General features: G+C 67.6%; 24 protein-coding genes and 3 tRNA genes. 10 read left to right on the forward strand and 17 right to left on the reverse strand.

The annotated features are described in order from the left end of the window. Positions 1–52: 52 nt before the first annotated feature. From ACAM42_RS24455 to folC, 9 genes are all read right to left on the reverse strand, one after another. Positions 53–129, reverse strand: a tRNA-Asp gene (locus ACAM42_RS24455). Positions 130–198: 69 nt separating this feature from the next. Beyond that, positions 199–274 (reverse strand) — tRNA-Glu (locus ACAM42_RS24460). Positions 275–325: 51 nt separating this feature from the next. Then, positions 326–401: transfer RNA gene (locus ACAM42_RS24465), tRNA-Ala, on the reverse strand. Positions 402–436: 35 nt separating this feature from the next. Continuing rightward, positions 437–1,825, reverse strand: coding sequence for a glutamate--tRNA ligase (gene gltX, locus ACAM42_RS24470; RefSeq protein ID WP_369629706.1), 1,389 nt, complete (start codon positions 1,823–1,825; stop codon positions 437–439). Positions 1,826–1,836: 11 nt separating this feature from the next. Next, positions 1,837–3,060 (reverse strand): O-succinylhomoserine sulfhydrylase, encoded by a 1,224-nt coding sequence (locus ACAM42_RS24475; protein WP_369629707.1) that lies wholly within the window; start codon positions 3,058–3,060, stop codon positions 1,837–1,839. A gap of 21 nt (positions 3,061–3,081) precedes the next feature. Continuing rightward, the gene (purF, locus tag ACAM42_RS24480; RefSeq protein ID WP_056571670.1) at positions 3,082–4,584 is read right to left on the reverse strand and encodes an amidophosphoribosyltransferase; all 1,503 of its coding nucleotides are present in this window, start codon (positions 4,582–4,584) and stop codon (positions 3,082–3,084) included. A 12-nt stretch (positions 4,585–4,596) separates the two neighbouring features. Next, positions 4,597–5,082 (reverse strand): CvpA family protein, encoded by a 486-nt coding sequence (locus ACAM42_RS24485; protein ID WP_070062414.1) that lies wholly within the window; start codon positions 5,080–5,082, stop codon positions 4,597–4,599. A gap of 35 nt (positions 5,083–5,117) precedes the next feature. Beyond that, positions 5,118–5,993, reverse strand: a complete 876-nt coding sequence (locus tag ACAM42_RS24490) for an SPOR domain-containing protein (RefSeq protein ID WP_159275268.1) — start codon at positions 5,991–5,993, stop codon at positions 5,118–5,120. Positions 5,994–6,065: 72 nt separating this feature from the next. Then, positions 6,066–7,373 carry a bifunctional tetrahydrofolate synthase/dihydrofolate synthase gene (folC, locus tag ACAM42_RS24495; protein WP_369629708.1) on the reverse strand — a complete coding sequence of 436 codons (1,308 nt, stop codon included), beginning with the start codon at positions 7,371–7,373 and terminating at the stop codon, positions 6,066–6,068. Between the two features lie 36 nt (positions 7,374–7,409). Here folC and ACAM42_RS24500 point away from each other — a divergent pair, with 36 nt between their 5' ends. From ACAM42_RS24500 to argG, 4 genes are all read left to right on the forward strand, one after another. Beyond that, on the forward strand, positions 7,410–7,763 hold the full coding sequence (locus tag ACAM42_RS24500; RefSeq protein ID WP_369629709.1) for an ArsC family reductase: 354 nt from the start codon (positions 7,410–7,412) through the stop codon (positions 7,761–7,763). Positions 7,764–7,821: 58 nt separating this feature from the next. Then, positions 7,822–8,466 (forward strand): hypothetical protein, encoded by a 645-nt coding sequence (locus tag ACAM42_RS24505; RefSeq protein WP_369629710.1) that lies wholly within the window; start codon positions 7,822–7,824, stop codon positions 8,464–8,466. 127 nt (positions 8,467–8,593) lie between these two features. Next, a complete protein-coding gene (locus ACAM42_RS24510) occupies positions 8,594–8,920 on the forward strand; it encodes a pyrimidine/purine nucleoside phosphorylase (RefSeq protein WP_369629711.1) in 327 nt (108 codons plus the stop codon). Positions 8,921–8,935: 15 nt separating this feature from the next. Further along, positions 8,936–10,276 (forward strand): argininosuccinate synthase, encoded by a 1,341-nt coding sequence (gene argG / locus ACAM42_RS24515; RefSeq protein ID WP_062469963.1) that lies wholly within the window; start codon positions 8,936–8,938, stop codon positions 10,274–10,276. Between the two features lie 90 nt (positions 10,277–10,366). On the opposite strand, the gene ACAM42_RS24520 is transcribed toward argG, so the two are convergent. Then, positions 10,367–11,200: a hypothetical protein gene (locus tag ACAM42_RS24520; RefSeq protein WP_369629712.1), complete on the reverse strand. Its 834-nt coding sequence runs from the start codon at positions 11,198–11,200 to the stop codon at positions 10,367–10,369. Positions 11,201–11,204: 4 nt separating this feature from the next. Then, positions 11,205–12,257 carry a UDP-N-acetylmuramate dehydrogenase gene (murB, locus tag ACAM42_RS24525; RefSeq protein WP_369629713.1) on the reverse strand — a complete coding sequence of 351 codons (1,053 nt, stop codon included), beginning with the start codon at positions 12,255–12,257 and terminating at the stop codon, positions 11,205–11,207. Between the two features lie 43 nt (positions 12,258–12,300). On the opposite strand from murB, the gene ACAM42_RS24530 reads away from it, so the two are divergent. Together ACAM42_RS24530 and ACAM42_RS24535 are read left to right on the forward strand one after the other, a co-directional pair. Then, positions 12,301–12,786: a YajQ family cyclic di-GMP-binding protein gene (locus ACAM42_RS24530; RefSeq protein WP_062469970.1), complete on the forward strand. Its 486-nt coding sequence runs from the start codon at positions 12,301–12,303 to the stop codon at positions 12,784–12,786. Between the two features lie 7 nt (positions 12,787–12,793). Further along, complete coding sequence (locus tag ACAM42_RS24535) at positions 12,794–13,438, forward strand: TIGR02281 family clan AA aspartic protease (protein WP_095746333.1); 645 nt, start codon at positions 12,794–12,796, stop codon at positions 13,436–13,438. Positions 13,439–13,457: 19 nt separating this feature from the next. On the opposite strand, the gene ACAM42_RS24540 is transcribed toward ACAM42_RS24535, so the two are convergent. The 4 genes from ACAM42_RS24540 to ACAM42_RS24555 all read right to left on the reverse strand — a co-directional run bounded on the left by ACAM42_RS24540 (position 13,458) and on the right by ACAM42_RS24555 (position 16,099). Then, positions 13,458–13,811 (reverse strand): RidA family protein, encoded by a 354-nt coding sequence (locus ACAM42_RS24540; protein WP_070062404.1) that lies wholly within the window; start codon positions 13,809–13,811, stop codon positions 13,458–13,460. Between the two features lie 7 nt (positions 13,812–13,818). Next, entirely contained in the window at positions 13,819–14,454 is a 636-nt protein-coding gene (plsY, locus tag ACAM42_RS24545; protein ID WP_070062403.1) for a glycerol-3-phosphate 1-O-acyltransferase PlsY, read from the reverse strand. A 74-nt stretch (positions 14,455–14,528) separates the two neighbouring features. Beyond that, positions 14,529–15,020 (reverse strand): aminoacyl-tRNA deacylase, encoded by a 492-nt coding sequence (locus ACAM42_RS24550; protein WP_369629714.1) that lies wholly within the window; start codon positions 15,018–15,020, stop codon positions 14,529–14,531. A gap of 17 nt (positions 15,021–15,037) precedes the next feature. Beyond that, on the reverse strand, positions 15,038–16,099 hold the full coding sequence (locus ACAM42_RS24555) for an aldo/keto reductase (protein ID WP_062469984.1): 1,062 nt from the start codon (positions 16,097–16,099) through the stop codon (positions 15,038–15,040). Positions 16,100–16,217: 118 nt separating this feature from the next. On the opposite strand from ACAM42_RS24555, the gene ACAM42_RS24560 reads away from it, so the two are divergent. Continuing rightward, the gene (locus ACAM42_RS24560) at positions 16,218–17,153 is read left to right on the forward strand and encodes an alpha/beta fold hydrolase (protein ID WP_369629715.1); all 936 of its coding nucleotides are present in this window, start codon (positions 16,218–16,220) and stop codon (positions 17,151–17,153) included. Here the strand turns inward: ACAM42_RS24560 and ACAM42_RS24565 are convergent. After that, positions 17,150–17,851, reverse strand: coding sequence for an aspartate/glutamate racemase family protein (locus ACAM42_RS24565; protein ID WP_369629716.1), 702 nt, complete (start codon positions 17,849–17,851; stop codon positions 17,150–17,152). The two genes, ACAM42_RS24560 and ACAM42_RS24565, sit on opposite strands and share 4 nt — an antisense overlap. A 132-nt stretch (positions 17,852–17,983) precedes the next feature. Between ACAM42_RS24565 and ACAM42_RS24570 the strand changes: the two genes are divergently transcribed. Further along, a complete protein-coding gene (locus ACAM42_RS24570) occupies positions 17,984–18,817 on the forward strand; it encodes a MetQ/NlpA family ABC transporter substrate-binding protein (RefSeq protein ID WP_369629717.1) in 834 nt (277 codons plus the stop codon). Further along, on the forward strand, positions 18,814–20,169 hold the full coding sequence (locus ACAM42_RS24575; RefSeq protein ID WP_369629718.1) for an LLM class flavin-dependent oxidoreductase: 1,356 nt from the start codon (positions 18,814–18,816) through the stop codon (positions 20,167–20,169). Before ACAM42_RS24570 ends, ACAM42_RS24575 begins: the two co-directional genes overlap by 4 nt. 141 nt (positions 20,170–20,310) lie before the next feature. Here the strand turns inward: ACAM42_RS24575 and ACAM42_RS24580 are convergent, their stop codons facing one another. Continuing rightward, a complete protein-coding gene (locus ACAM42_RS24580; RefSeq protein WP_159273302.1) occupies positions 20,311–21,213 on the reverse strand; it encodes a LysR family transcriptional regulator in 903 nt (300 codons plus the stop codon). Between the two features lie 111 nt (positions 21,214–21,324). On the opposite strand from ACAM42_RS24580, the gene gcl reads away from it, so the two are divergent. After that, positions 21,325–23,118, forward strand: a complete 1,794-nt coding sequence (gene gcl, locus ACAM42_RS24585; RefSeq protein WP_159273301.1) for a glyoxylate carboligase — start codon at positions 21,325–21,327, stop codon at positions 23,116–23,118. The last annotated feature ends 3 nt before the right edge of the window (positions 23,119–23,121 follow it).

Here is a 23,121-nt window from a genome sequence, read left to right on the forward strand (position 1 = left end):
CCGGAGCAAAACAAAAAGCCCCAGTAGCAAAACTGCTACTGGGGCTTGTGTTTGGCGGAGTGGACGGGACTCGAACCCGCGACCCCCGGCGTGACAGGCCGGTATTCTAACCAACTGAACTACCACTCCTGGTAGACAACGTTCGTTCCTTGCGGAACCGAGTGTTGACGACTCGTGCCGACTTCACCGAAGTGAAACTGGCGACCCTACGGGGATTCGAACCCCGGTAGCCACCGTGAAAGGGTGGTGTCCTAGGCCTCTAGACGATAGGGTCAAAACCTTGGACGTGCTGCGATCAGCATCTCTAACCTACTCGACACTTTGATGGTGGAGGTAAACGGGATCGAACCGATGACCTCTTGCATGCCATGCAAGCGCTCTCCCAGCTGAGCTATACCCCCGTGTGGGTGTCGAGCCTCGAATTATAGCCCGATTTTCAGGCCTTTTTCAATCGCTCGATAACTTTTTCGCGGGAAAAAATTTCGAGCACTGAATCGAGGGACGGTGTCTGCGATGTTCCCATCACAAGCACTCGTACTGGCATCGCTAACACGGGCATTTTCAGCGCGTGTGTCGCGAGGACTTCCTTGATCATAACTGCGATTTCGGCCCTCTCCCAGGCGACCGTCATCAATTTTTCAACGAGTGTTGCGATCGCTGGCTTCACTGCATCGGTGATGTGCTGCGCGCGGTCTGCATCGCTCACTTCGATGTCCGAATAGAACGCTGCAGCCCAACCAGCGAGCGCCGCCGTGGTGTCGCAACGGTCCTTGAAGAGCGCACAGATCGCAGGCAAACGTGCGTCGGCGACGATGCCGCGCTTTTGCAACTGCGCTGCAACAAGCGGTGCAAGCTCGTCACCGCTCTTGGCCTTGATGTACTGCGCATTCACCCACGCGAGCTTGGCCGCGTCCCACTGCGCGGGGCTCTTCGACAGGTGCGATCCGTCGAACCAGCTCACCATCTGCTCGCGCGTGAAGAGCTCGTCGTCGCCGTGGCTCCAGCCCAGGCGCGCGAGGTAGTTGAGCATGGCTTCGGGCAGGTAGCCGTTGTCCTCGTACGCGGTGACGCTCACGGCGCCGCGGCGCTTCGAAAGCTTCTGCCCGTCGTCGCCGAGGATCACGGGCACGTGGCCGAACTGCGGCAGCGGTGCGCCAAGCGCGCGGAAGATGTTGATCTGCCACGGCGTGTTGTTGATGTGCTCATCGCCGCGGAACACGTGCGTGATAGCCATGTCCCAGTCGTCGACCACCACCGCGAAGTTGTAGGTGGGCACACCGTCGGGCCGCAGGATGATCAGGTCGTCGATCTCGCGGTTGTTGATCGTGATCTCGCCCTTGACGAGGTCGTTCCACGTCACGTCGCCTTCGGGCGGATTGCAGAAGCGCACCACGGGCGGCACGCCTTCGGGCACGGGCGGCAGCACCTTGCCGGACTCAGGGCGCCAGCGGCGGTCGTACAGCGTCTTCTCGCCGCGCGCGCGTTGGGCTTCGCGCATCTCGTCGAGTTCGGCCGGCGTGCAGTAGCAGTGGTAGGCGGTACCGGCCGCGAGCATCTGCGCGATGACTTCGCGATAACGCTCGAGGCGTTGCATCTGGTAGATCGGGCCTTCGTCGTAGTCGAGGCCGAGCCAGTGCATCGACGCAAGGATCTGGTCGGTCGAGTCCTGCGTGGAGCGGGCCACGTCGGTGTCCTCGATGCGCAGCACGAACTCGCCGCCGTGGTGGCGCGCATAGGCCCACGAATAGAGTGCGGTGCGCGCCGTGCCCAGGTGCAGGAAGCCGGTGGGAGACGGTGCGATGCGGGTGCGAACTTTGCCGGTCATGAAATGAAAAATCAGGAAGTCAGGGTGCTCAGGCCGCGCGAAAGGTCGGCCGTGATGTCGTCGATGTATTCGAGGCCGACCGCGAGGCGGATCAACCCCTGGCTGATGCCGGCAGCCTGGCGCTGCACTTCGGTGAGGCGGCCGTGCGAGGTCGTGCCGGGGTGCGTGATGATGGTCTTGGTGTCGCCGAGGTTGGTGGCGATGCTCACCACGCGCGTGCTGTTGATCACGTGGAACGCGTTGGCGCGCGCGGCTTCGGGTGTGTCGCCGACCACGTCGAACGACACCACCGCCCCGCCCTGCCCCGACTGCTGGCGCATCGCGAGCTCGTGCTGTCCATGCGAGGCAAGACCGGGGTAGTACACGCGTGCAATGCCGGGCTGCTGCTCGAGCCACTGCGCCACGGCCAGCGCATTCGCGCATTGCGCCTTCATGCGAATGCCGAGCGTTTCCATGCCCTTGAGCACGACCCACGCATTGAATGGCGACAGCGCCATGCCGGCGGTGCGCACCACGGGGCCGAAGACATCGACGATGAGCTTCGACGGACCGCAGATCGCGCCAGCCATCACACGGCCCTGGCCGTCGAGGTACTTGGTGCCCGAATGGATGATGAGGTCGGCGCCCAGCTCAGCCGGCCGCTGCAGGATCGGCGTGCAGAAGCAGTTGTCGACCGCGAGCAGCGCGCCCATGCCGTGGGCCAGGTCGGCCAGTGCCTGGATGTCGCAGACTTCCGTCAGCGGGTTGGTCGGCGTTTCTGCGAAGAGCAGCTTGGTGTTGGGCTTGAGCGCAGCACGCCACTCGGCCACGTCGGTCTGCGAGACGAAGGTGGTCTCGACGCCGAACTTGGCGAACTCCTTGCCGAACAGGTTCAGCGTGGAGCCGAACACCGAGCGCGAGCAGATCACGTGGTCACCGGCCTTGAGCAGGCCCATGCACATCATGAGGATCGCGCCCATGCCGGTGGAGGCGCCGATGGCGGCCTCGGTGCCTTCGAGCGCGGCCAGGCGCTGCTCGAAGCTGGCGACCGTCGGGTTCGAGGTGCGCGAGTAGGTGAAGCCGGCCTCGGTGCCGGCGAAGCGGCGGGCCGAGGTTTCGGCGTCGGGCTGCACGAAGCCGCTCGTGAGGAACAGGGCCTCCGAGTGCTCGCCGTGCTGGCTGGGCGCCAGGCCGGTGCGCAGCGCGAGGGTGTCGCGGTGCAGGCCGGGCGGCAAGGTGCGTTCGTCTTGGCTCACGTCGGCCCTCTCTTCTTTCTCTTACTCGCTGGGGTTCGGCAGGGCGAGGCGCGAAGCGTCTTCTTCGTTTTCCTCGATGCGCGGACGGTTGCCGTTCATGCGCGAGATGGCTTCGGTGTCGATGTCGCCGGTCACGTACACGCCGTCGAAGCACGAGGCGTCGAAACCGGCGAGCTTCGGGTTGAGCGAGCCGATGGCGCGCTTCATGGCGTCGACGTCCTGGTAGATCAGCGCGTCGCAGCCGATGAGCTCGCGGATTTCCTCGACGGTGCGGTCGTGCGCCACGAGTTCGTCCTTGGTCGGCATGTCGATGCCGTAGACGTTCGGGTAGCGCACCGGCGGCGCGGCGCTGGCCAGGTAGACCTTGCGCGCGCCGGCGTCGCGCGCCATCTGCACGATCTCGCGGCTGGTGGTGCCGCGCACGATCGAGTCGTCGACCAGCAGCACGTTGCGGCCCTTGAACTCGCTGGCGATCACGTTGAGCTTCTGGCGCACCGACTTCTTGCGAACGCCCTGCCCCGGCATGATGAAGGTGCGGCCCACGTAGCGGTTCTTCACGAAGCCTTCGCGGTACGGAATGCCCAGGAGGTGCGCGAGCTGCGTGGCGCTCGGGCGGCTCGATTCGGGAATCGGAATGATCACATCGATCTGGTTCGGCGGCACGGTCGAGACCACGCGCTTGGCCAGCGTCTCGCCCAGGTTCAGGCGCGCCTGGTACACCGAGATGCCGTCGAGCACCGAGTCGGGACGCGCGAGGTACACGAACTCGAAGATGCACGGGTTGAGCGACGCGCCTTCGGCGCACTGCATCGAGTGCACGTTGCCTTCGAGGTCGATGAACACGGCTTCGCCCGGCTCGATGTTGCGTTCGAACACGTGGCCCGAGCCTTCGAGCGCGACCGATTCGCTGGCCACCATGACGGTGCCGTCGGCGCTGCGGCCCATGCACAGCGGGCGGATGCCGTAGGGGTCGCGGAAGGCCAGCAAGCCGTGGCCGGCGATCAGCGAGACCACGGCGTAGGAGCCGCGCAGGCGCTTGTAGACGTTCTTGACGGCGGCGAACACCTCGGCCGGGTGCAGCGGCACGCCGCGCGAAGAGCGCTCGACTTCGTGGGCCAGCACGTTGAGCAGCACTTCGGAGTCGCTCTCGGTGTTGGTGTGGCGGTGGTCGGTGGAGAACAGTTCCGCGCGCAGGGCGTGCGCGTTGGTCAGGTTGCCGTTGTGCACGAGCACGATGCCGAAGGGCGCGTTCACGTAGAAGGGCTGCGCCTCTTCTTCGCTGTAGGCGTTGCCCGCGGTCGGGTAGCGCACCTGGCCCAGGCCCACGTTGCCCGGCAGCGCGCGCATGTTGCGGGTGCGGAACACGTCGCGCACCATGCCCTTGGCCTTGTGCATGAAGAACTTGCGTTCCAGCAAGGTCACGATGCCGGCCGCGTCCTGGCCGCGGTGCTGCAGCAGCAGCAGCGCGTCATAGAGCAGCTGGTTGACGGGTGCGTTGCTGACAACGCCGACGATTCCACACATGAACGATTCCTCTCAGGGCAGGTAGCTTGCCAACTTTTCAGGCAGCGAGGGTTTGAGGCCCTGCAATGCCGCATCGAGAACAATGGCGCTGCGCGATTCGTGCCACCAGGCACTGTCGCTCAACGCCAGCAAATGAACAACGACCGCCAGCACGAGCAGGGCCACCGCCCCCCGTGCCGCGCCGAACGCTGCTCCCAAAATCCGGTCCACCGGCCGCAGGCCGACCGCGGCGATCAGCTTGCGCGTGAGGGCTGCCGCCAGCCCCACGCCGAACGCCACCGCCACGAACACCAGCACGAAGGCCAGCGGGTAGCGCCAGGTGGCCTGCGGGTCGCCGAACGGCAGCCAGGCCGCCACGTCGGAAGCCACCCACTGGGCCACGATGAAGGCGGCCACCCATCCGATCAGCGAAATCACTTCGAACACCAGGCCGCGCACCAGCCCGAACAGCATCGACAGCACGATGAGCGCGATGGCGATCCAGTCGAGCAAGGCCACGGCAATGAACTACAGGCAGCGGGCGGCGGCGGTGCTTACAACGTGAGGATGGCCGCGGCCAAAGACAAGCCCTTGACCCGGTCGGCGGCCTTCTCGGCCTCGGCACGCGAGGCGAACGGCCCGACACGCACACGCGTGCGCTCGCCGTCGGTCGTCTTGGCGACGTGTACGTAGGTCTTGAGGCCGGCGCGCTCGAGCTTCTGGCGCACTTCGCGCGCCTTGTCGGCATCGGCAAATGCGCCGACCTGCACGACGAAGCGGCCGTTGTCGTCGGCGGCCGGCTTGGGCGCGGCGGCGGGCGGCTTGCCTTCGAGCAGCGCGCGGGCGCGGGCGCCGTCGTCGGCGTTCGCGGCGGGCTTGGCGGGTTCCGGCTTCGGCTTGGGCTCGGGCTTCGGTTCGGGCTTTTTCGGCTCCGGCTTGGGCTCCGGTTTGGGTTCGGGCTTCGGCTCGGGTTTGGGTTCCGGCTTGGGTTCGGGCTTCTTCGGCTCCACGGCGGGCTTGGGCGCCGCCGGGGTGGCGGGCACGGTCGTGCCGGGCTCGATCACGGTGCCGTCGGCGGTCTCGGTGATCATGCCGCCGGCCGACGAGGCTGCCGCCACGCGGGAGCTGCCGTCGGACGACGACGATGGCGCACTGCTCGTGGCGGGTGCCGGCGTGGCGGGCACGGGCAGCGGCTTGGCCTTGTTGCGGTCGGGAATCTCGATCGGGATGTCGACCGGCACGGGGCGCGGCTGGGTGTCGAACAGCAGCGGGAAGCCGATCACGCCGACCAGCACCAACACCGCCGCGCCGAGCAGCCGATGGCGCGCACGCCGGCGCATGGATTCGACACTTTCCGCCGGCACCGCCGCGGGGGCGCTGCGTCCTTCGTTGCCTTGTGGGCCGCGCGCGCGGAACTTGAAAAACGCCATGAAGTTCGATCCCTGGAGGAGTGCAGCGAGGTGGTGCCCGATGGTGCCGGATGGGTGTGGACAGCCCGACGATCAGCCGCCTGGCAGCAGGTGTTTGGCTTGCAGCCGGGGGGTGCCGTTTTCGAGGACGCCACCCACGGTGAAGAACGATCCGAAGACCACGATTCTATCAGTGGCACCTGCCTGCTCGATGGCCGCGCGCAGGGCGTCCATCGGGCTCGCGTGCACGCTGCCCGAGGCGTCTTTGCGCGTGTTCTGGGCCTGCCACGCGGCCAGCAGATCGGCGGCCTTGGCGGCGCGCGGCGTGGGCAGGTCGGTGAAGTACCAGCGGTCGATCAGCGGCCCGATGCGCGCCAGGATGGGCGCGAGGTCCTTGTCGGCCATGACGCCGAACACGCCGTGCGTGGTGGGCGAAAAACCCATCGCGTCGAGATTCTCGGCCAGCGCCGCGACGGCGTGGGCGTTGTGCGCCACGTCGAGCACCAGCGTGGGCTCGCCCGGCACGATCTGGAAGCGGCCCGGCAGCTCGACCATCGCGAGCCCGTTGCGCACCGCCTGCGCCGTGATCGGCAGCTGCGGGCGCAGCGCCTCGAGCGCCGCGAGCACGCCCGCCGCATTGAGCAACTGGTTGGCGCCGCGCAGCGCCGGGTAGGCCAGCCCGCTGTAGCGCCGGCCGCGGCCCGACCAGCCCCACTGCTGCTTGTCGCCCGAGACGTTGAAGTCGTGCCCGAAGCGCCACAGGTCGGCGCCGATGGCGTTGGCGCGGTCGATGACGCTTTGCGGCGGCACCGGATCGCTCACGATGGCGGGCTTGCCGGCGCGCAGGATGCCGGCCTTCTCGAAGCCGATGCTTTCGCGGTCGGGGCCGAGGTATTCCATGTGGTCCAGGTCGATGCTGGTGATGACCGCACAGTCGGCGTCGATGATGTTCACGGCGTCGAGCCGGCCGCCCAGGCCGACCTCGAGGATCGCCACGTCGGGCTTCTCCTGGATCATGCAATGCAGGATGCCGAGCGTGGTGAACTCGAAGTAGGTCAGGGCCATGTCGCCGCGCGCCTTTTCCACCACCTCGAAGCTTGCTATCAGTTTGGAAGCATCGACCGCCTCGCCCTTGAGCCGCAGCCGCTCCTCGAAGCGCACCAGGTGCGGCGAGGTGAACACGGCCGTGCGGTAGCCCGCGTGCGTCAGGATCGATTCGAGCATGGCGCAGGTCGAGCCCTTGCCATTGGTGCCCGCCACCGTGATGACGGGGCAGTCGAAACGCAGGCCCAGACGCTGCGCCATTTCTTTGGCGCGATCGAGCCCGAGTTCGATCTTGTCGGGATGAAGGTGCTCGGCGCGCGCGAGCCAGTCGTTCAGGGTTTCCATGGAGGCCGGCATTGTCGCCGACCCGCCGCACGCGGCATCATGGCGGCCATGACAACCCTATACGGCATTCCGAACTGCGACACCGTCAAGCGCGCCCGCGCCTGGCTCGACGACCATGGCGTGGCCTACGCCTTCCACGATTTCAAGAAACAGGGCGTGCCCGAGACCGAGCTCGACCGCTGGCTCCAGGCCCCCGGCTGGGAGGCGCTGGTCAACCGCAAGGGCACCACCTGGCGCAAGCTGGACGAGGCCACGCGCAACGCCGTGGTCGACGCCGCTTCGGCCCGCCCCGTGCTGCTGGCCAACCCCAGCCTGATCAAGCGGCCGGTGGTCGATTGGGGCCCGAAGACGGGCGTAACGACTGGTTTCGATGCCGATAGCTGGGCTGTGAACGCCGTGTAAACCCCGGAACCCCGTCCCGCCGGCCGGCCTCCAACCGCGATCTGCAGGAGAGAACACCATGAACAGACACGTTTTTCGCATCCTCACAGGGCTTTCGGCGGCCGGCCTGCTGGCCACGGGCGCCAGCGTCGTGCAGGCCCAGCAAGTGGTCCAGGCGCGCGTGATTTCCGCCACGCCGATCCGCGAAACGACCGGCAGCGACGTCAGCTACAACGTCACCTACGAATACCAGGGCCGCCAGTACACGACCCGCACCACCAGCCGGCCGGGCGCCACCATTCCGATCCAGGCCAGCGGCTACGGGGTGACCACGTCGGGCGTGACCACCGCGCCGGTCCAGCCCCAGTCGCAGTTGCAGCCCTACCCGGTCGAGGCCAACAACGGCCCGCAGTACCCGGAACAGTACCCGCAGCAGGGGCAGTACCCGTACCAGCAAGGCGCCAACTCCCCTTGGGACAGCGTCGTACCCGAACCCGGCGTGGTGGTGTCCAACGCGCCCGCGCCGGTCTACGTGCAGCCGGCCCCGGTGTATGCCCCGCCCGTCTACGTGCAACCCGCCTACACCTACCCGTATGCGCAGCCCTACGTCTACCCGCCGGTCGGCATCTCGCTGAACCTGGGTTATTCGCGCGGCTGGGGCGGTGGCGGCTACTACCGTGGCTACCGCGGATGGGGCGGCCATCGCCACGGCTGGCGCTACTGAGTTCCCCCACGGCGGGCCGGCTCGCCCGAGCCCCTAAAATCGAGGGCTTCTCCAACCCCCGGGGGTGCTGCTGCCGCGGCGCGTCCCTCGATCCGCCGAACGCGCAGGCGCCGGCGCCATCCATCCAATGACGACGACTACCGACACCATCAACAGCGCCGCAGTGGCCACCAAGGCCAATGTGTATTTCGACGGCAAGTGCGTGAGCCACAACCTCACCCTGGCGGACGGCACCAAGAAATCGGTCGGCGTGGTCCTGCCCTCCACCCTCACCTTCAACACCGGCGCGCCTGAAATCATGGAAGGCACCGGCGGCAGCTGCGAATACCAGCTCGCGGGCACCAGCGAATGGGTCGCCTCGGGCCCCGGCCAGAAGTTCAGCATCCCGGGCAATTCGAGTTTCCAGATCCGCGTGAGCGGCGAGCCCTACAGCTACATCTGCCACTTCGGTTGAAACGGAACCCCTGACATGTCGACCATTCTCCAAAACGTTCCCGCCGGCCAGAAGGTCGGCATCGCCTTCTCGGGCGGCCTGGACACCAGTGCGGCGCTGCACTGGATGAAGCTCAAGGGCGCGGTCCCCTACGCCTACACCGCCAACCTCGGCCAGCCCGACGAGCCCGACTACGACGAGATCCCGCGCAAGGCGATGCTCTACGGCGCCGAGAACGCCCGCCTGATCGACTGCCGCGCGCAGCTGGCCAACGAAGGCATCGCCGCCCTGCAGGCCGGCGCCTTCCACGTGACCACCGCCGGCGTCACCTACTTCAACACCACGCCGCTGGGCCGCGCGGTGACGGGCACCATGCTGGTGTCGGCCATGAAGGAAGACGACGTCCACATCTGGGGCGACGGCAGCACCTACAAGGGCAACGACATCGAGCGCTTCTATCGCTACGGCCTGCTCACCAACCCCGCGCTGAAGATCTACAAGCCCTGGCTCGATCAGGTCTTCATCGACGAGCTGGGCGGCCGCGCCGAAATGTCGGCGTTCATGCAAAAGGCCGGCTTCGCCTACAAGATGTCGTCCGAGAAGGCCTACTCGACCGACTCGAACATGCTGGGCGCCACGCACGAGGCCAAAGACCTCGAGCACCTGAACAGCGGCATGCAGATCGTGCAGCCCATCATGGGCGTGGCCTTCTGGAAGGACGAAGTCGAAGTCAAGCGCGAAACCGTCTCGGTGCGCTTCGAGGAAGGCGTGCCCGTCGCGCTGAACGGCGTGCGCTACACGAACCTGGTCGAGCTGATCCTCGAAGCCAACCGCATCGGCGGTCGCCACGGCCTGGGCATGAGCGACCAAATCGAGAACCGCATCATCGAGGCCAAGAGCCGCGGCATCTACGAGGCCCCCGGCCTGGCGCTGCTGTTCATCGCCTACGAGCGCCTGGTCACCGGCATCCACAACGAAGACACCATCGAGCAGTACCGCGACAACGGCCGCCGCCTGGGCCGCCTGCTGTACCAGGGCCGCTGGTTCGACCCGCAGGCCATCATGCTGCGTGAAACGGCCCAGCGCTGGGTGGCGCGCGCCATCACCGGCGAAGTGACGGTCGAGCTGCGCCGCGGCAACGACTACTCGATCCTGAACACCGAATCGGCCAACCTCACGTACAAGCCCGAGCGCCTGAGCATGGAAAAGGTCGAAGGCGCGTTCACGCCGCTGGACCGCATCGGCCAACTCACGATGCGCAACCTGGACATCGTCGACACGCGCGAAAAGCTCGCCATCTACACGCAGGTCGGCCTGCTGTCGTCGGGCGAAGGCGCCTCGCTGCCGAAGCTGGCGAACGACGGCGACGCGAGCTGATCGATCCCTTCGCTGCCCTTGCCAATCGCAAGGGCAGCAATGACAACGGGCCCCTCGGGGCCCGTTTTTCTTTGGGAAGTGCACCCGGCGTCAGTCGCCGCCTCCTCCGCACCCGCCACCGCATCCACCGCCCCCATCGGACGCGCCACCGCCGTCGCTGGAGCCGCCATCGCCGCTCCCGCTCGCCTCGCTGCCGCCGAAGCCTCCGGCATCGCCCGAGCTGCCGCCGTCGGACGACGAATCGCCGAAGCTCGAGCCGCAGTGCGCGTCGGTGCCCGTTGCGCGCTCGATCGCCCGGCAATCGGGGATGTAGTGAAAGCCGTCCGCAATCGCAAACTTGATGTCCAGCGCAAACAGCAGCGGCAGTCGCGCCGGATTACGCGGGTCGATGCTTTCTTCCTTGCAGGCCCAGTACCAGGTGCGGCGCAGGCCGTCGTTGCGCCGCGCGTCCTGCCCCAGTACCTCGGCCGGGCTGTGGTGCAGCAGGCGCCCGAAGGCCGCCTGGCACCAGGTCTGGTAGCCCTGCGTGTGCAGGATGAACTCGTGCCAGGCCGTGTCGACCACCCGCGAGGGCATGGCGACGAACTTGAGGTTGCTGCGCAGGTACGCCATGAAGAACTGCCGCAGCCCGCGCAGCACCAACTCGGCGTCGCGTCGGCTCAGTTGCGGGTGCGCCGCGCGGAGCTTGCCGATCAGGAACGGCGGCAGCCGGGCCTCGCGGATGAACTGGCGGCGCAGGCTGAGTTCGATCTGGCTCAGGAGCCCCGCGAATAAGAGGGCCGCGAGGATCAGCAGCACCGACCCCCACCAGCCCGCCCGCACCAGGAACACCGAGGCGATGCCCGCCACGATGACGGCAAGCTGCGCCCAGCCCAGCACGGCGATGCGCCGGCGGTAGTTCAGGTGCAGGAAATCGAGATCCACCGCGTCAGACCACCACCGGCTCCGGCTCCAATCGGATGCCGAAGCGCTCGTACACGCTGGTCTGGATCGCCTTGGCCAGCGTCATCACCTCGCCGCCGGTCACCGGGTTGGCCGAGCCGCCGCGGTTGACCAGCACCAGCGCCTGCTTTTCGTACACGCCGGCGTTGCCCACCGACTTGCCCTTCCAGCCGCAGGCGTCGATGAGCCAGCCGGCCGCGAGCTTGATGCTGCCGTCGTCCATCGGGTAGTGAACGATCTTCGGGTCGCGCGCGATGATGTCGGCGCACTGCTCAGGCGTGACCGTCGGGTTCTTGAAGAAGCTGCCGGCGTTGCCCAGCACGCGCCAGTCGGGCAGCTTGGCGCGGCGGATGGCGCAGATCCACTCGAAGATGTCCACCGCGCTGGGCGTGAAATTGCCGGTTTCTTCCATCTTTCGCTCGAGGTCGAGGTAGCCGACCACCGGCTTCCACGGCTTGGGCAGCCGGAAGCGCACCCGCGTGATGACCGCGCGGCCCGCCAGGCCGAAATCGTTCGGGCCGCTGCGCACATGCTTGAAGACCGAATCGCGGTAGCCGAAGGCGCACTGCGCCGCGTCGAGCGTGAAGGCGCGGCCGGTTTCGAGGTCGAAGGCGTCGAGCGAGTCGAAGCGGTCCTGCAGCTCGACGCCGTAGGCGCCGATGTTCTGCACCGGCGCGCCGCCCACGGTACCGGGAATGAGCGCCAGGTTTTCCAGCCCCGGGTAGCCGCTGCGCACCATCCATTCGACGGTGTCGTGCCAGGTTTCGCCGGCGCCGGCCTCGACGATCCAGGCGCGCGGCGTCTCTTCGGCCAGCCGGCGCCCCTTGATCTCGACCTTCAGCACCAGCGGCTTGACGTCGCCCGTGAGCACGATGTTGCTGCCGCCGCCGAGCACGAAACGGGGTTCGTCGCGCCAGGCCGGATCGGCGTGCAGCGCGGCCAGGTCGGCCTCGCTGGTGATGCGCGCCAGGTGCTGCGCGCGCGCGACGATGCCGAAGCTGTTGTAGGGCTGCAGCGGGACATTGGACTCCACGATCATGGGAGAATTGTCGCATTCAGTCCCCGTGCGTCCAGGAGAGCCTATGCCGTCTTTCGATACCGTCTGCGAGCCCAATCTGCCCGAAGTGAAGAATGCGGTCGAAAACACCGCCAAGGAAATCGGCACGCGCTTCGATTTCAAGGGCACCGCCGCCGCCGTCGAGCTCAAGGACAAGGAGATCACCATGATCGGCGACGCCGAGTTCCAGCTCGTGCAGGTCGAAGACATCCTTCGCAACAAGCTCACCAAGCGCAGCGTCGACGTGCGTTTCCTCGACAAGGGCGACGTCCAGAAGATGGGCGGCGACAAGGTCAAGCAGGTCATCAAGATCAAGAACGGCATCGAGACCGAGCAGGCCAAGAAGATCACCCGCATCGTCAAGGACAGCAAGCTCAAGGTGCAGGCCGCGATCCAGGGCGACGCCGTGCGCATCACCGGCGCCAAGCGCGACGACCTGCAGGCCGCCATGGCCCTCATCAAGAAGGACGTGCCCGACATGCCGCTGTCCTTCAACAACTTCCGCGACTGACCCGCGCATGAAGGCGCTCCTCGTCGCGGCGCTGTGGGCGGCCGCGGCCATGGCGGCGCACGCCGCCGACTCGGTCACGCTGACCGGCTCCATCGGCAGCCGCGCCATCCTCATCGTGAACGGCGCGCCGCCCAAGACGGTGGCGGTCGGGGAGACCTTCCAGGGCGTCAAGCTCGTGTCGCTGCAGGCCGACCAGGCGGTGGTCGAATCGGCGGGCAAGCGCTTTTCGCTGCGCATGGATTCGCCCGTGAGCATCGGCCGGGGCGGCATTGCCGGCAGCGGCGGCAACCGCATCGTGCTGCAGGCCGACAGCCGGGGCCACTACATGACGCAGGGCCAGATCAACGGCCGCGCCGTCACCTTCATGCTCGATACCGGTGCGACCACCATCGCGCTGTCGGCGGTCGATGCCCAGCGCATCGGGCTCGATTACAGCAAGGGGCAGCCGGTGCAGATGCGCACGGCCAACGGCAACGCTGCGGGCTACAGGCTGCGGCTGCAAAGCGTGCGCGTGGGCGACGTCGAGGTCTACGACATCGACGCCATCGTCTCGCAGCAACCCATGCCCTTCGTGCTGCTGGGCAACAGCTTTCTCAATCGCTTCTCGATGCGGCGCGATGCCGACGAGATGATTCTCGAGAAGCGGTACTGAGACCGCTCCCGATCCGGCCTCAGGCCTGTGCGGCCGTGACGACGATCTCGATCTTGTAGGCCGCGTTGGCCATCTTGGCCTCCACGGTCGCGCGCGGCGGCGTGTTGCCGGCCGGAATCCACGCATCCCACACCTCGTTCATGGCGCCGATGTCGCCGATGTCGGCCAGGAAGATCTGCGTCATGAGGATGCGCGACTTGTCGCTGCCGGCCTCGGCCAGCAGGCGGTCGACCATGCCGAGCACCTGCGCGGTCTGGCCGCGGATGTCCTGCGTGGTGTCGTCGGGCACCTGGCCCGCGAGGTAGATGGTGCCGTTGTGCACCGCGGTCTCGGACAGACGCGGGCCGACGTGGAAGCGGGTGATGGATGCCATGGTGAGTTCAAGCCTTTTTCTTCGAGCCGAGTTTCGACTCCGTGCCGGCCGCGAGCCGGCGGATGTTTTCGCGGTGCCGCCAGATCAGCAGCAGACTCATGATGATGATCGCAATCAGCACCGTGCGGTCGAGTGGCCACGCAATGTTTCCACCCAGCAGGTAGTAGGCCGGCGCGAAGAACGCCGCCACCAGCGACGACAGCGACGAATAGCGGAAGAAAATCGCGATGATCAGCCAGGTCGCGCCCGTGGCCAGCCCCAGCCAGGGTGCGATGCCCACCAGCACGCCGGCGGCCGTGGCCACGCCCTTGCCGCCCTGGAAGCTGAAGAACACCGGGTACAGGTGGCCCAGGAAGGCCGCCAGGCCCGCCAGCGCCGCCACGCCCTCGCCCAGCCCCCACTGCGCGCCGAACTGGCGGATCAGGAACACCGGCAGCCAGCCCTTCGCCGCGTCGAGCAGCAAGGTGGCCAACGCGGCGCCCTTGTTGCCCGAGCGCAGCACGTTGGTGGCACCGGGGTTGCCGCTGCCGTAGCTGCGCGGATCGGCCATGCCGAGCGACTTGCTCACGATGACCGCAAACGACAGCGAACCGATCAGGTACGACGCCACGATGGCAAGGAGGGAAGGCAGATCGAAACTCAAGGCGGGTCTCCGGGGAACGGATTGTTGTTGTGCGCCGCCGGCCTGCACGCCCGGCGGGAAAAAGCAAACGCCGGCTATTCTGCCAGCGCGCACTGCACGGGCTTGGCGCCCAGGAGCGTCACGCACACCTGCGGATCGATGCCCACGAGGTAGCCGCGCCGCCCGCCGTTGATCGCGATCTTCGGCAGTTCGAGCACGCTCGACTCGATGTAGACCGGCATCTCGCGCCGCGTGCCGAAGGGCGAGGTGCCGCCCACCATGTAGCCGCTGTGGCGCTGCGCCACCTCGGGCTTGCAGGGCTCGACCGACTTGGCGCCGATCTGCCGCGCGAGGTTCTTGGTCGAGACCGTGCGGTTGCCGTGCATCAGCACGATCAGCGGTTTGGCGTCCTGGTCCTGCATCACCAGGGTCTTGACCACGGTGAACGGGTCGAAGCCCAGCACCTGCGCGCTGTGCTGGGCGCCGCCGTGCTCCAAGTACTCGTAGGGGTGCTCGGTGAAGGCGACCTTGTTCGCCCGCAGCAGCTGGGTGGCGGGCGTCTCGGAAACGTGGGCTTTCTTGCTCACTTGCTCACTTGTTCGGGTCAGGCGGCGGGGTCGCGGATGTCCAGGCGGATCTTGTCGATCTCAGCCAGCACCTCGGCCGACAGCGTGGTGCCGTAGGCGTCCAGGTCTTCGTCGAGCTGCGCCACCGAGGTCACGCCGATGATCGTGCTCGCCACCTGCCACTTGGTGTAGCAGAAGGCCAGCGCGAGCTGCGTGGGGCTCAGGCCGTGGTCGCGTGCGAGCTGGTTGTAGCGCCGCGCCGCGCGCAGCGCGTCGGGCTTGCCCCAGCGCTGCTTGCGCACCGACTCGTAGCTCGAGATGCGCGCGCCCTTGGGCGCGTCGGGGCCTTCGATGCCGCTCTGGTCGTACTTGCCCGTCAGCAAGCCGAAGGCCAGCGGCGAGTAGGCCAGCAGCGACACGCCGAGCCGGTGCATGGTCTCGTCGAGCGCGTTCTCGTGCGCGCGGCTCACCAGGTTGTAGACGTTCTGCACCGACACCACGCGCGGCAGCCCGTGCTGTTCGGCCAGCCGCACGAACTCGTGCACGCCGTAGGGCGTCTCGTTCGACAGGCCGATGGTGCGCACCTTGCCCGCCTTCACCAGCTTGCCCAGCGCCTCGAGCTGGTCGTGGATCGGCGTCTGCGAGGTTTCCTTCTCGGGGTTGTAGTGGATGTTGCCGAACACCGGCACGTGGCGCTCGGGCCAGTGGATCTGGTACAGGTCGATCACGTCGGTCTGCAGGCGGCGCAGGCTGCCGTGGCACGAGGCCTCGATGTCGGCCGCCGTCATGCCCGTGCCTTCGCGCACCCAGGGCATGCCGCGCGAGGGGCCGGCCACCTTGGTCGCCAGCGTGATCTTCTGGCGCGTGCCGGGGTTGGCCGCAAACCAGTTGCCGATGATGGTTTCGGTCGCGCCGCAGGTTTCCTTGCTTGCCGGCACCGCGTACATCTCGGCCGTGTCGATGAAGTCGACGCCGCGCTCGAGCGAGCGGTTCAGGACGGCGTGGGCCGTTGGCTCGTCGACCTGTTCGCCGAAAGTCATGGTGCCGAGGCAGATCGGGGTGACGTGGAGGTCGCTCTGACCGAGTGGAATCTTTTTCATGCGCGGAATGCTAGCGCGCCCGCGCGGCAGGCGCTGCCCCGGCCCCGAGAAACCGAGCGCCGCCCTGTCCTGTGGCGGACTGCGCGCGGCGCGGCCTCTCCGTATCATCGAGCGCCATATGTACCAAGCCCTCCGCCCCTCGCGCAGCGAATTCGTGCCCGTGCGCAACCTGAACTACCACGTCCGCCTCTGGGGGCAACCGTCGAGCGAGCGCCCGCCGCTGGTGCTGGTGCATGGCTGGATGGACGTGGCGGCCTCCTGGCAGTTCGTGGTCGATGCGCTGAAGGACGACCGCTTCATCATCGCCCCCGACTGGCGCGGCTTCGGCCTCACCGACGGCGGTGGCGTCGACAACTACTGGCTGCCCGACTACCTGGCCGACCTCGAATGGCTGCTCGACCACTATGCCGGTGAAGGCCAGGACGGAGAAAGTGCCCGCCCGGTCGACCTCGTCGGCCACAGCATGGGCGGCAACGTTGCCATGCACTACGCGGGCGTGCGCCCGGCGCGCATCCGCCGCCTCGTCAACCTCGAGGGCTTCGGCATGCCCGCGCGCCAGCCCGCCGAGGCGCCCGCGCGCTACGGCCAGTGGATCGACGAGCTCAAGGGCCTGCACCGCGGCGAGAAGGCGCTCGCGGGCTATTCGGCGGTGGACGGCGTCGCGCGCCGCCTCATGAAGACCAACCCGCGCCTCACGCAGGACAGGGCCGACTGGCTGGCCGGCCACTGGTCGGCGCCGCAGGCCCAGGCCGACGGCAACACGCGCTGGCAGATCCTCGGCGAGGCCGCGCACAAGATCGTCAACGCCAACATCTTCCGCGTCGACGAGACGCTCGCGCTGTACGCGCGCATCACCGCGCCGACGCTGATGGTCGAGGCCTCGGACGACAGCCTGCACGGCTGGTGGAAGGCCCGCTACACGCTCGCCGAGTTCCACGAGCGGCTGAAGTCCGTGCCTTCGGTGCGCATCGAGCAGCTCGACGACGCGGGCCACATGCTGCACCACGACCAGCCGCAGCGCGTGGCGCAGCTGATCGAGGACTTCCTGGCCTAGTTTGACTTCTGCGTGGCGCGGCGCAAGGCCGCGCGCGCCAAGAGCCGCGTCGAATCCAGCGTCGGCAGCGGCGAATTCGCGTCGCTCATGATCAGCGGGATCTCGGTGCAGCCGAGCACGACCGCATCGCAGCCCTCCGCGTCCTTCAGGCGCTGCATCACGCGCTGGAAGGTGGTTACGGCCTCGGGCCTGAAGATGCCGCAGACCAGCTCGTCCATGATGATCCGGCCGATCTCGGCGCGCTCTTCGATCGTGGGGCGCACGTATTCAAGGCCGCGCGCCGAGAGCTTCTCGGGATACACCTCGCTGTCGGTCAGCCAGCGCGTGCCCGTGATGCCGATGCGGCGAAAGCCCCGGCGCACGGCCTCGTCGGCCACCACCTCGGCGATGTGCAGCCACGGCCGCGGCGAGCGCGGCGCCACGTGGTCGAAGGCCTGGTGGATCGTGTTGTCGGGGCAGATCAGGAAATCCGCGCCCGCCGCGGCGAGCTTGTGCGCGGAGCCGAGCATCAACTCGCCCACGCCCGCCAGATCGCCCCCGTCCAGGCAGCGCGTGTACTCCGCGAGCGAGGGCGTGTGCATCGACACCTCGGGGTGCGCGTGCGGGCCGAGCAGCGCCGCACCCTCGATGCAGATGGTCTTGTAGCAAAGGGCCGCGCCTTCGGCGGAGCAGCCGACGATTCCGATGTGCAGGGTCATGGGGCGCATCCTACAAAAGCCGGCGCGGTTTATCCGGCCTGCGGATATGCAAGCGCGCAAATCTTCGTTCGCAGCGCGCAGCGTGCGTCCTAGAGTGCCCGACTCCCCTTGCCGTCTCCCGGAGTTGTCGCCATGCCTTCCCTTTCGCGCGCGCCCTCGTGGCTGCGCCGCCTCGCCCCGCTGTCCGGCGGGCTCGCACTGAGCCTGCTGCTGCTGGCCCCCGCCCACGCGGACGACCTGCGCGTCGGCTTCATGCCGGGCCCCTACCGCGACGCCTTCACCCACGGCATCGAGCCCCAGTTGAAGAAGCTGGGCTACAGCATCAAGTACGTCGAGTTCAGCCAGGGCGTGCAGCCCAACGACGCCGTGGAGCGCGGGCAGATCGACGCCAACATCTTCCAGCACTCGCTGTACCTGAACGCCACCAACAAGCAGCAGGGCTTCGACCTCGTGCCCGTGGTGCATGTGCCGACGCCGCCCATGGGCCTGTATTCGCGCCGCCACAAGACGCTCGACACCGTGCCCGACGGCGCCACCGTCACGCTGCCGGCCGACCCGGTGAATGCGGCGCGCGCACTCAACATCCTCGCGGCCATCGGCTGGGTGACGCTCAAGCCGGGCGTGAGTCCGCTGAGCGTGTCGGAGCGCGACATCGCGAGCAACCCCAAGCGCCTGAAGATCGTTCCGCTGGACGCCGCGCAGGCACCGCGCTCGCTGGCCGATGCCGACCTCGCGGCCGTGCAGGGCAACTTCGCCGTGGCCTCGGGCCTGAAGCTCACCGAGGCGCTGAAGCTCGAAGACATGACGCTGCCCTACGTCAACGTGGTGGCCGTCAAGCGCAGCAACGAGCACGCGAAGTTCGCAAAGGACATCGCCACCGCCTACCAGTCGCCCGAATTCCAGAAGTTCTTCAAGGCCAACCCCGTGTGGGCGGGCTACCGGCTGCCGGACTATTTCAGCCAATGAGCAATCACAACAACTCCACGCCGCGCAGGCAGCTGCACCTCAACGTCAACATCCTGCACTCGGGCTTCGTGCCTTCGGCCTGGCGCCTGCCCGAGAGCGACCCGTGGGCGTTCGCCGACATCCAGCACTACATCCGCACCGCGCAGATCGCCGAGGCCGCCAAGCTCGACGCCGTGTTCCTGGCCGACAACGCGGCCATCGTCGACCAGATCCACTTCCGCCCGATCACCGCGCTGGAGCCCACCATCCTGCTGGCCTGCGTGGCCGCCGCGACCACGCACATCGGCCTCATCGCCACCGCTTCCACCAGCTACAACGAGCCCTACAACCTCGCGCGCCGCTTCGCCACGCTCGACCACGTGAGCGCCGGCCGCGCCGGCTGGAACATGGTGACCACGGCCGACCTGCCCTCGGCGCGCAACTTCGGCCTGGACACGACGCCCGACCATGCCAAGCGCTACGCCCGCGCCTCCGAGTTCGCCGACATCGTCAAGGCGCTGTGGGACAGCTGGGAAGACGACGCCTTCGTCGGCGACAAGGCCGCCGGCCGCTTCATCGACCCGGCCAAGGTGCACGCCCTTGCGCACCGCGGCGAGCACTTCGCGGTGCAGGGCCCACTGAACCTGCCGCGCCCGCCGCAGGGCCACCCGGTGCTGGTGCAGGCCGGCGCCTCGGCCGACGGGCGCGAGCTCGCATCGCGCCATGCCGAAGCCGTGTTCTCCGCCTCGCAATCCTTCGAAGAATCGCAGGCCTACGCACGCGCCCTCAAGACCCGCGCCGCCGAGCTGGGCCGCGGCCCCGACGCGGTGAAGGTGCTGGCCGGCCTCACCACGATCGTCGGCGCCACCGAAGCCCAGGCGCTTCGCCGCCGCGACGCACTGGTCGACCTGATCCCCTGGGACTACAGCCTCACGCGCCTGGCCGGCACGCTGGGCATCACGCCCGACCGCCTCAAGCTCGACGAGCGCCTGCCCGACGACCTGCCGCTGCCCGGCAACGGCAACGGGAACCACACCTTCTTCAACGCCGTGGTCGCGGCCGGTCGCACGCACGGCTACACGGTGCGCCAGCTGATCCGCGAACTCGCAGGCGGCGGCGGGCACCGCGTGATCGTCGGCACGCCCGAGCAGATCGCCGACGACATCGAACGCTGGTTCAGGGGCGGCGCGGCGGACGGGTTCAACCTGATGCCCGACGCGCTGCCGCATGGGCTGCAGGACTTCGTGGACGGCGTGGTGCCGATCCTGCAGAAGCGAGGCATCTTTCGCACGGAATACGAGGGGCGCACGTTGCGCGACCACCTCGGGTTGGCGCGGCCTGCTGGGCGGGCAGCACAACGGCTGGCAGCCTGACGGTTCCGCTCCCCCACAGCGTGCCCTGTGCCCAGGACACTGGGTGCTTCCCGCAGCGAAATCAAGGAGGAGGCCGCAGGCCGGGGGACATTCGCGGAGGGAAGTACCCGGTGGCCTGGGCACGCGCCCTGGACAAGCGGCTCAGGCCTCCCACCACCCCTCGTCAAAGCGCCCCTGCAGGAACGCCACGAACCCCGACACCTTCCCCGGCACCAACTTGGGCGAAGGAAACACCGCGTGAATCTCCTGCTCAGGCAGCGCATGGTCCCCAAGGACGGCGTTCACCTTCCCCGCAGCCAGCGACTCACTCGCCACGTAGCGTGGCATCAACGCAATGCCCAACCCGTCGCGCGCCGCAGCCAGCACAGCCGACAGGTTGTTCGACCGGAAGCGCCCCGACACCGGCACCGTCACCGGCTCCCCGCGCGGCGTGTGCATGCGCCAGAACTCATCGCCCACCACGCTGCTGTAGATCAGCGCCACATGCGCACTCAGGTCCTGCGCGCGCTTGGGCGTTCCATGTTTTTTCAAATAGGCCGGCGACGCCACCATGACCCACGGGTTCGCGCCCAGGTAGCGCGCCCCCAGTGACGAATCGGCCAGCTTGCCCATGCGGATCGCCACGTCGATGCCCTGCGCGATGAGGTCGACATAGCGGTCCTCGAAGCTCAGGTCGAGCTGCACCTGCGGATGCCGGCGCATGTACTCCAGCGCCAGCGGCACCACCACGCGCCGCCCGAAGGCCACCGACGTGCCCACGCGCAACAGCCCCTGCGCCTGGTTCTGGCGCAGCTGCACGATGCTGTCGGCCTCCTCCGCGTCGCGCACGATGGTCTTGCACTTCTCGTAGTACAGCGCGCCCGGTTCCGTGAGGCTCACGCCGCGCGTGTTGCGGTTGAGCAGCCGCACCTTCAGGCGCGCCTCCGTGGCCGCGACCTGCTTGGTCACGGTAGGTTGCGTGGTGTTGAACTCGCGCGCCGCCTTCGAGAAGCTCCCCGTCTCGACGACCCGCACGAACATTTCCATAGCCAGTAGACGGTCCATGGCCGGATGGTAGTCACTTATTCCGCCATGGAATAGGTTTTATGGCCCCCAGCCGTCTTCTTGGAATGCGCCCCGCTTCCTACAGTGAGGCCACCTCAAGGAGACTTTCAAATGGCAAAGATGACAGCGGTCCAGGCCGCAGTTCTGGTGATGGAAAAAGAAGGCGTGACGCAGGCCTTCGGCGTGCCGGGCGCAGCAATCAACCCGTTGTACTCGGCCCTGCGCCAGCGCGGCAGCATCTCGCACATCCTCGCGCGCCACGTCGAGGGCGCCTCGCACATGGCCGAGGGCTACACCCGCGCCGTGGCCGGCAACATCGGCGTGTGCATCGGCACCTCGGGCCCGGCGGGCACCGACATGATCACGGGCCTGTACTCGGCCTGGGCCGATTCCATTCCCATTCTCTGCATCACCGGCCAGGCACCGCGCGCCCGCCTGTACAAGGAAGACTTCCAGGCGGTCGACATCGAGTCGATCTCCAAGCCCGTCACCAAGTGGTCGGTCACCGTGCGCGAACCCGGCCAGGTGCCGCAGGTGTTCCAGCAGGCCTTCCACCTCATGCGCTCGGGCCGCCCCGGCCCCGTGCTCATCGACCTGCCCTTCGACGTGCAGATGGCGCAGATCGAGTTCGACATCGACGCCTACGAGCCCCTCAAGCCCTACAAGCCGGCCGCCACGCGCGCCCAGATCGAGAAGGCCATCGGCATGATGCAGGCGGCCGAGCGCCCGCTCATCGTGGCCGGCGGCGGCATCATCAACGCCGACGCGTCCGAGCTGCTCGTGCGCTTTGCCGAAGCCACCGGCGTGCCGGTGATCCCCACGCTCATGGGCTGGGGCGCCATTCCCGACGACCACCCGCTCATGGCCGGCATGTGCGGCCTGCAGACCAGCCACCGCTACGGCAACGCCACCGTGCTCGCGTCGGACTTCGTGCTGGGCATCGGCAACCGCTGGGCCAACCGTCACACCGGCTCGGTCGACGTCTACACCAAGGGCCGCACCTTCGTGCACGTGGACATCGAGCCCACGCAGATCGGCCGCGTGTTCACGCCCGACTTCGGCATCGTCTCCGACGCCAAGGCCGCGCTCGAACTCTTCGTCGAAGTGGCCGAGGAAATGAAGGCCGCCGGCAAGCTCACCGACCGTGGCGCCTGGGCCGGCGAATGCCGCGAGCGCAAGAAGACCTTGCTGCGCAAGACCAACTTCGACACCGTGCCGATGAAGCCGCAGCGCGTGTACCAGTGCATGAACAACCACCTGGAGCGCGACACCTGCTACGTGAGCACCATCGGCCTGTCGCAGATCGCGGCCGCGCAGTTCCTGCACGTGTACAACCCGCGCCACTGGATCAACTGCGGCCAGGCCGGCCCGCTGGGCTGGACCATTCCCGCCGCGCTGGGCGTGCGCGCCGCCGACCCGACGCGCAAGATCGTCGCGCTCTCGGGCGACTACGACTTCCAGTTCATGATCGAAGAGTTGGCCGTGGGCGCGCAGTTCAAGCTGCCCTACCTGCACATCGTGGTCAACAACTCGTACCTCGGCCTGATCCGTCAGTCGCAGCGCGGCTTCGAGATGGACTACTGCGTGCAGCTGGCCTTCGACAACATCAACGCACCGGCCGACGCCGGCATCGAAGGCAGCTACGGCGTCGATCACCTCAAGGTGGTCGAGGGCCTGGGCTGCAAGGCGATCCGCGTGCACAAGCAGGAAGAGATGGCACCCGCCATCGCCCGCGCCGAAGCGCTCATGGCGGAATTCCAGGTGCCGGTCGTCATCGAGGTGATGCTCGAGCGCGTGACCAACATCGCGATGGGCACCGAGATCGACGCCATCAACGAATTCGAACCGCTGGCCGAAAGCACGGCCGACGCACCGACCGCCCTCGCGGTGGCGATGCTGGACTGACCG

It is taken from the genome of Variovorax sp. V35, assembly GCF_041154465.1.
Lineage (GTDB): Bacteria > Pseudomonadota > Gammaproteobacteria > Burkholderiales > Burkholderiaceae_C > Variovorax > Variovorax boronicumulans.

Excerpts from the sequence above, each read along its gene's own strand:
- ACAM42_RS24570 (WP_369629717.1), top strand. The coding sequence starts at position 17,984 with ATGCCTTCCCTTTCGCGCGCGCCCTCGTGGCTGCGCCGCCTCGCCCCG.
- ACAM42_RS24505 (WP_369629710.1), top strand. The coding sequence starts at position 7,822 with ATGAACAGACACGTTTTTCGCATCCTCACAGGGCTTTCGGCGGCCGGC.
- ACAM42_RS24540 (WP_070062404.1), bottom strand. The coding sequence starts at position 13,811 with ATGGCATCCATCACCCGCTTCCACGTCGGCCCGCGTCTGTCCGAGACC.
- ACAM42_RS24565 (WP_369629716.1), bottom strand. The coding sequence starts at position 17,851 with ATGACCCTGCACATCGGAATCGTCGGCTGCTCCGCCGAAGGCGCGGCC.
- ACAM42_RS24560 (WP_369629715.1), top strand. The coding sequence starts at position 16,218 with ATGTACCAAGCCCTCCGCCCCTCGCGCAGCGAATTCGTGCCCGTGCGC.
- purF (WP_056571670.1), bottom strand. The coding sequence starts at position 4,584 with ATGTGTGGAATCGTCGGCGTTGTCAGCAACGCACCCGTCAACCAGCTG.
- ACAM42_RS24555 (WP_062469984.1), bottom strand. The coding sequence starts at position 16,099 with ATGAAAAAGATTCCACTCGGTCAGAGCGACCTCCACGTCACCCCGATC.
- folC (WP_369629708.1), bottom strand. The coding sequence starts at position 7,373 with ATGCCGGCCTCCATGGAAACCCTGAACGACTGGCTCGCGCGCGCCGAG.
- ACAM42_RS24580 (WP_159273302.1), bottom strand. The coding sequence starts at position 21,213 with ATGGACCGTCTACTGGCTATGGAAATGTTCGTGCGGGTCGTCGAGACG.
- gltX (WP_369629706.1), bottom strand. The coding sequence starts at position 1,825 with ATGACCGGCAAAGTTCGCACCCGCATCGCACCGTCTCCCACCGGCTTC.
- ACAM42_RS24575 (WP_369629718.1), top strand. The coding sequence starts at position 18,814 with ATGAGCAATCACAACAACTCCACGCCGCGCAGGCAGCTGCACCTCAAC.
- ACAM42_RS24490 (WP_159275268.1), bottom strand. The coding sequence starts at position 5,993 with ATGGCGTTTTTCAAGTTCCGCGCGCGCGGCCCACAAGGCAACGAAGGA.
- murB (WP_369629713.1), bottom strand. The coding sequence starts at position 12,257 with ATGATCGTGGAGTCCAATGTCCCGCTGCAGCCCTACAACAGCTTCGGC.
- argG (WP_062469963.1), top strand. The coding sequence starts at position 8,936 with ATGTCGACCATTCTCCAAAACGTTCCCGCCGGCCAGAAGGTCGGCATC.
- gcl (WP_159273301.1), top strand. The coding sequence starts at position 21,325 with ATGGCAAAGATGACAGCGGTCCAGGCCGCAGTTCTGGTGATGGAAAAA.
- ACAM42_RS24535 (WP_095746333.1), top strand. The coding sequence starts at position 12,794 with ATGAAGGCGCTCCTCGTCGCGGCGCTGTGGGCGGCCGCGGCCATGGCG.
- ACAM42_RS24530 (WP_062469970.1), top strand. The coding sequence starts at position 12,301 with ATGCCGTCTTTCGATACCGTCTGCGAGCCCAATCTGCCCGAAGTGAAG.
- ACAM42_RS24510 (WP_369629711.1), top strand. The coding sequence starts at position 8,594 with ATGACGACGACTACCGACACCATCAACAGCGCCGCAGTGGCCACCAAG.
- ACAM42_RS24500 (WP_369629709.1), top strand. The coding sequence starts at position 7,410 with ATGACAACCCTATACGGCATTCCGAACTGCGACACCGTCAAGCGCGCC.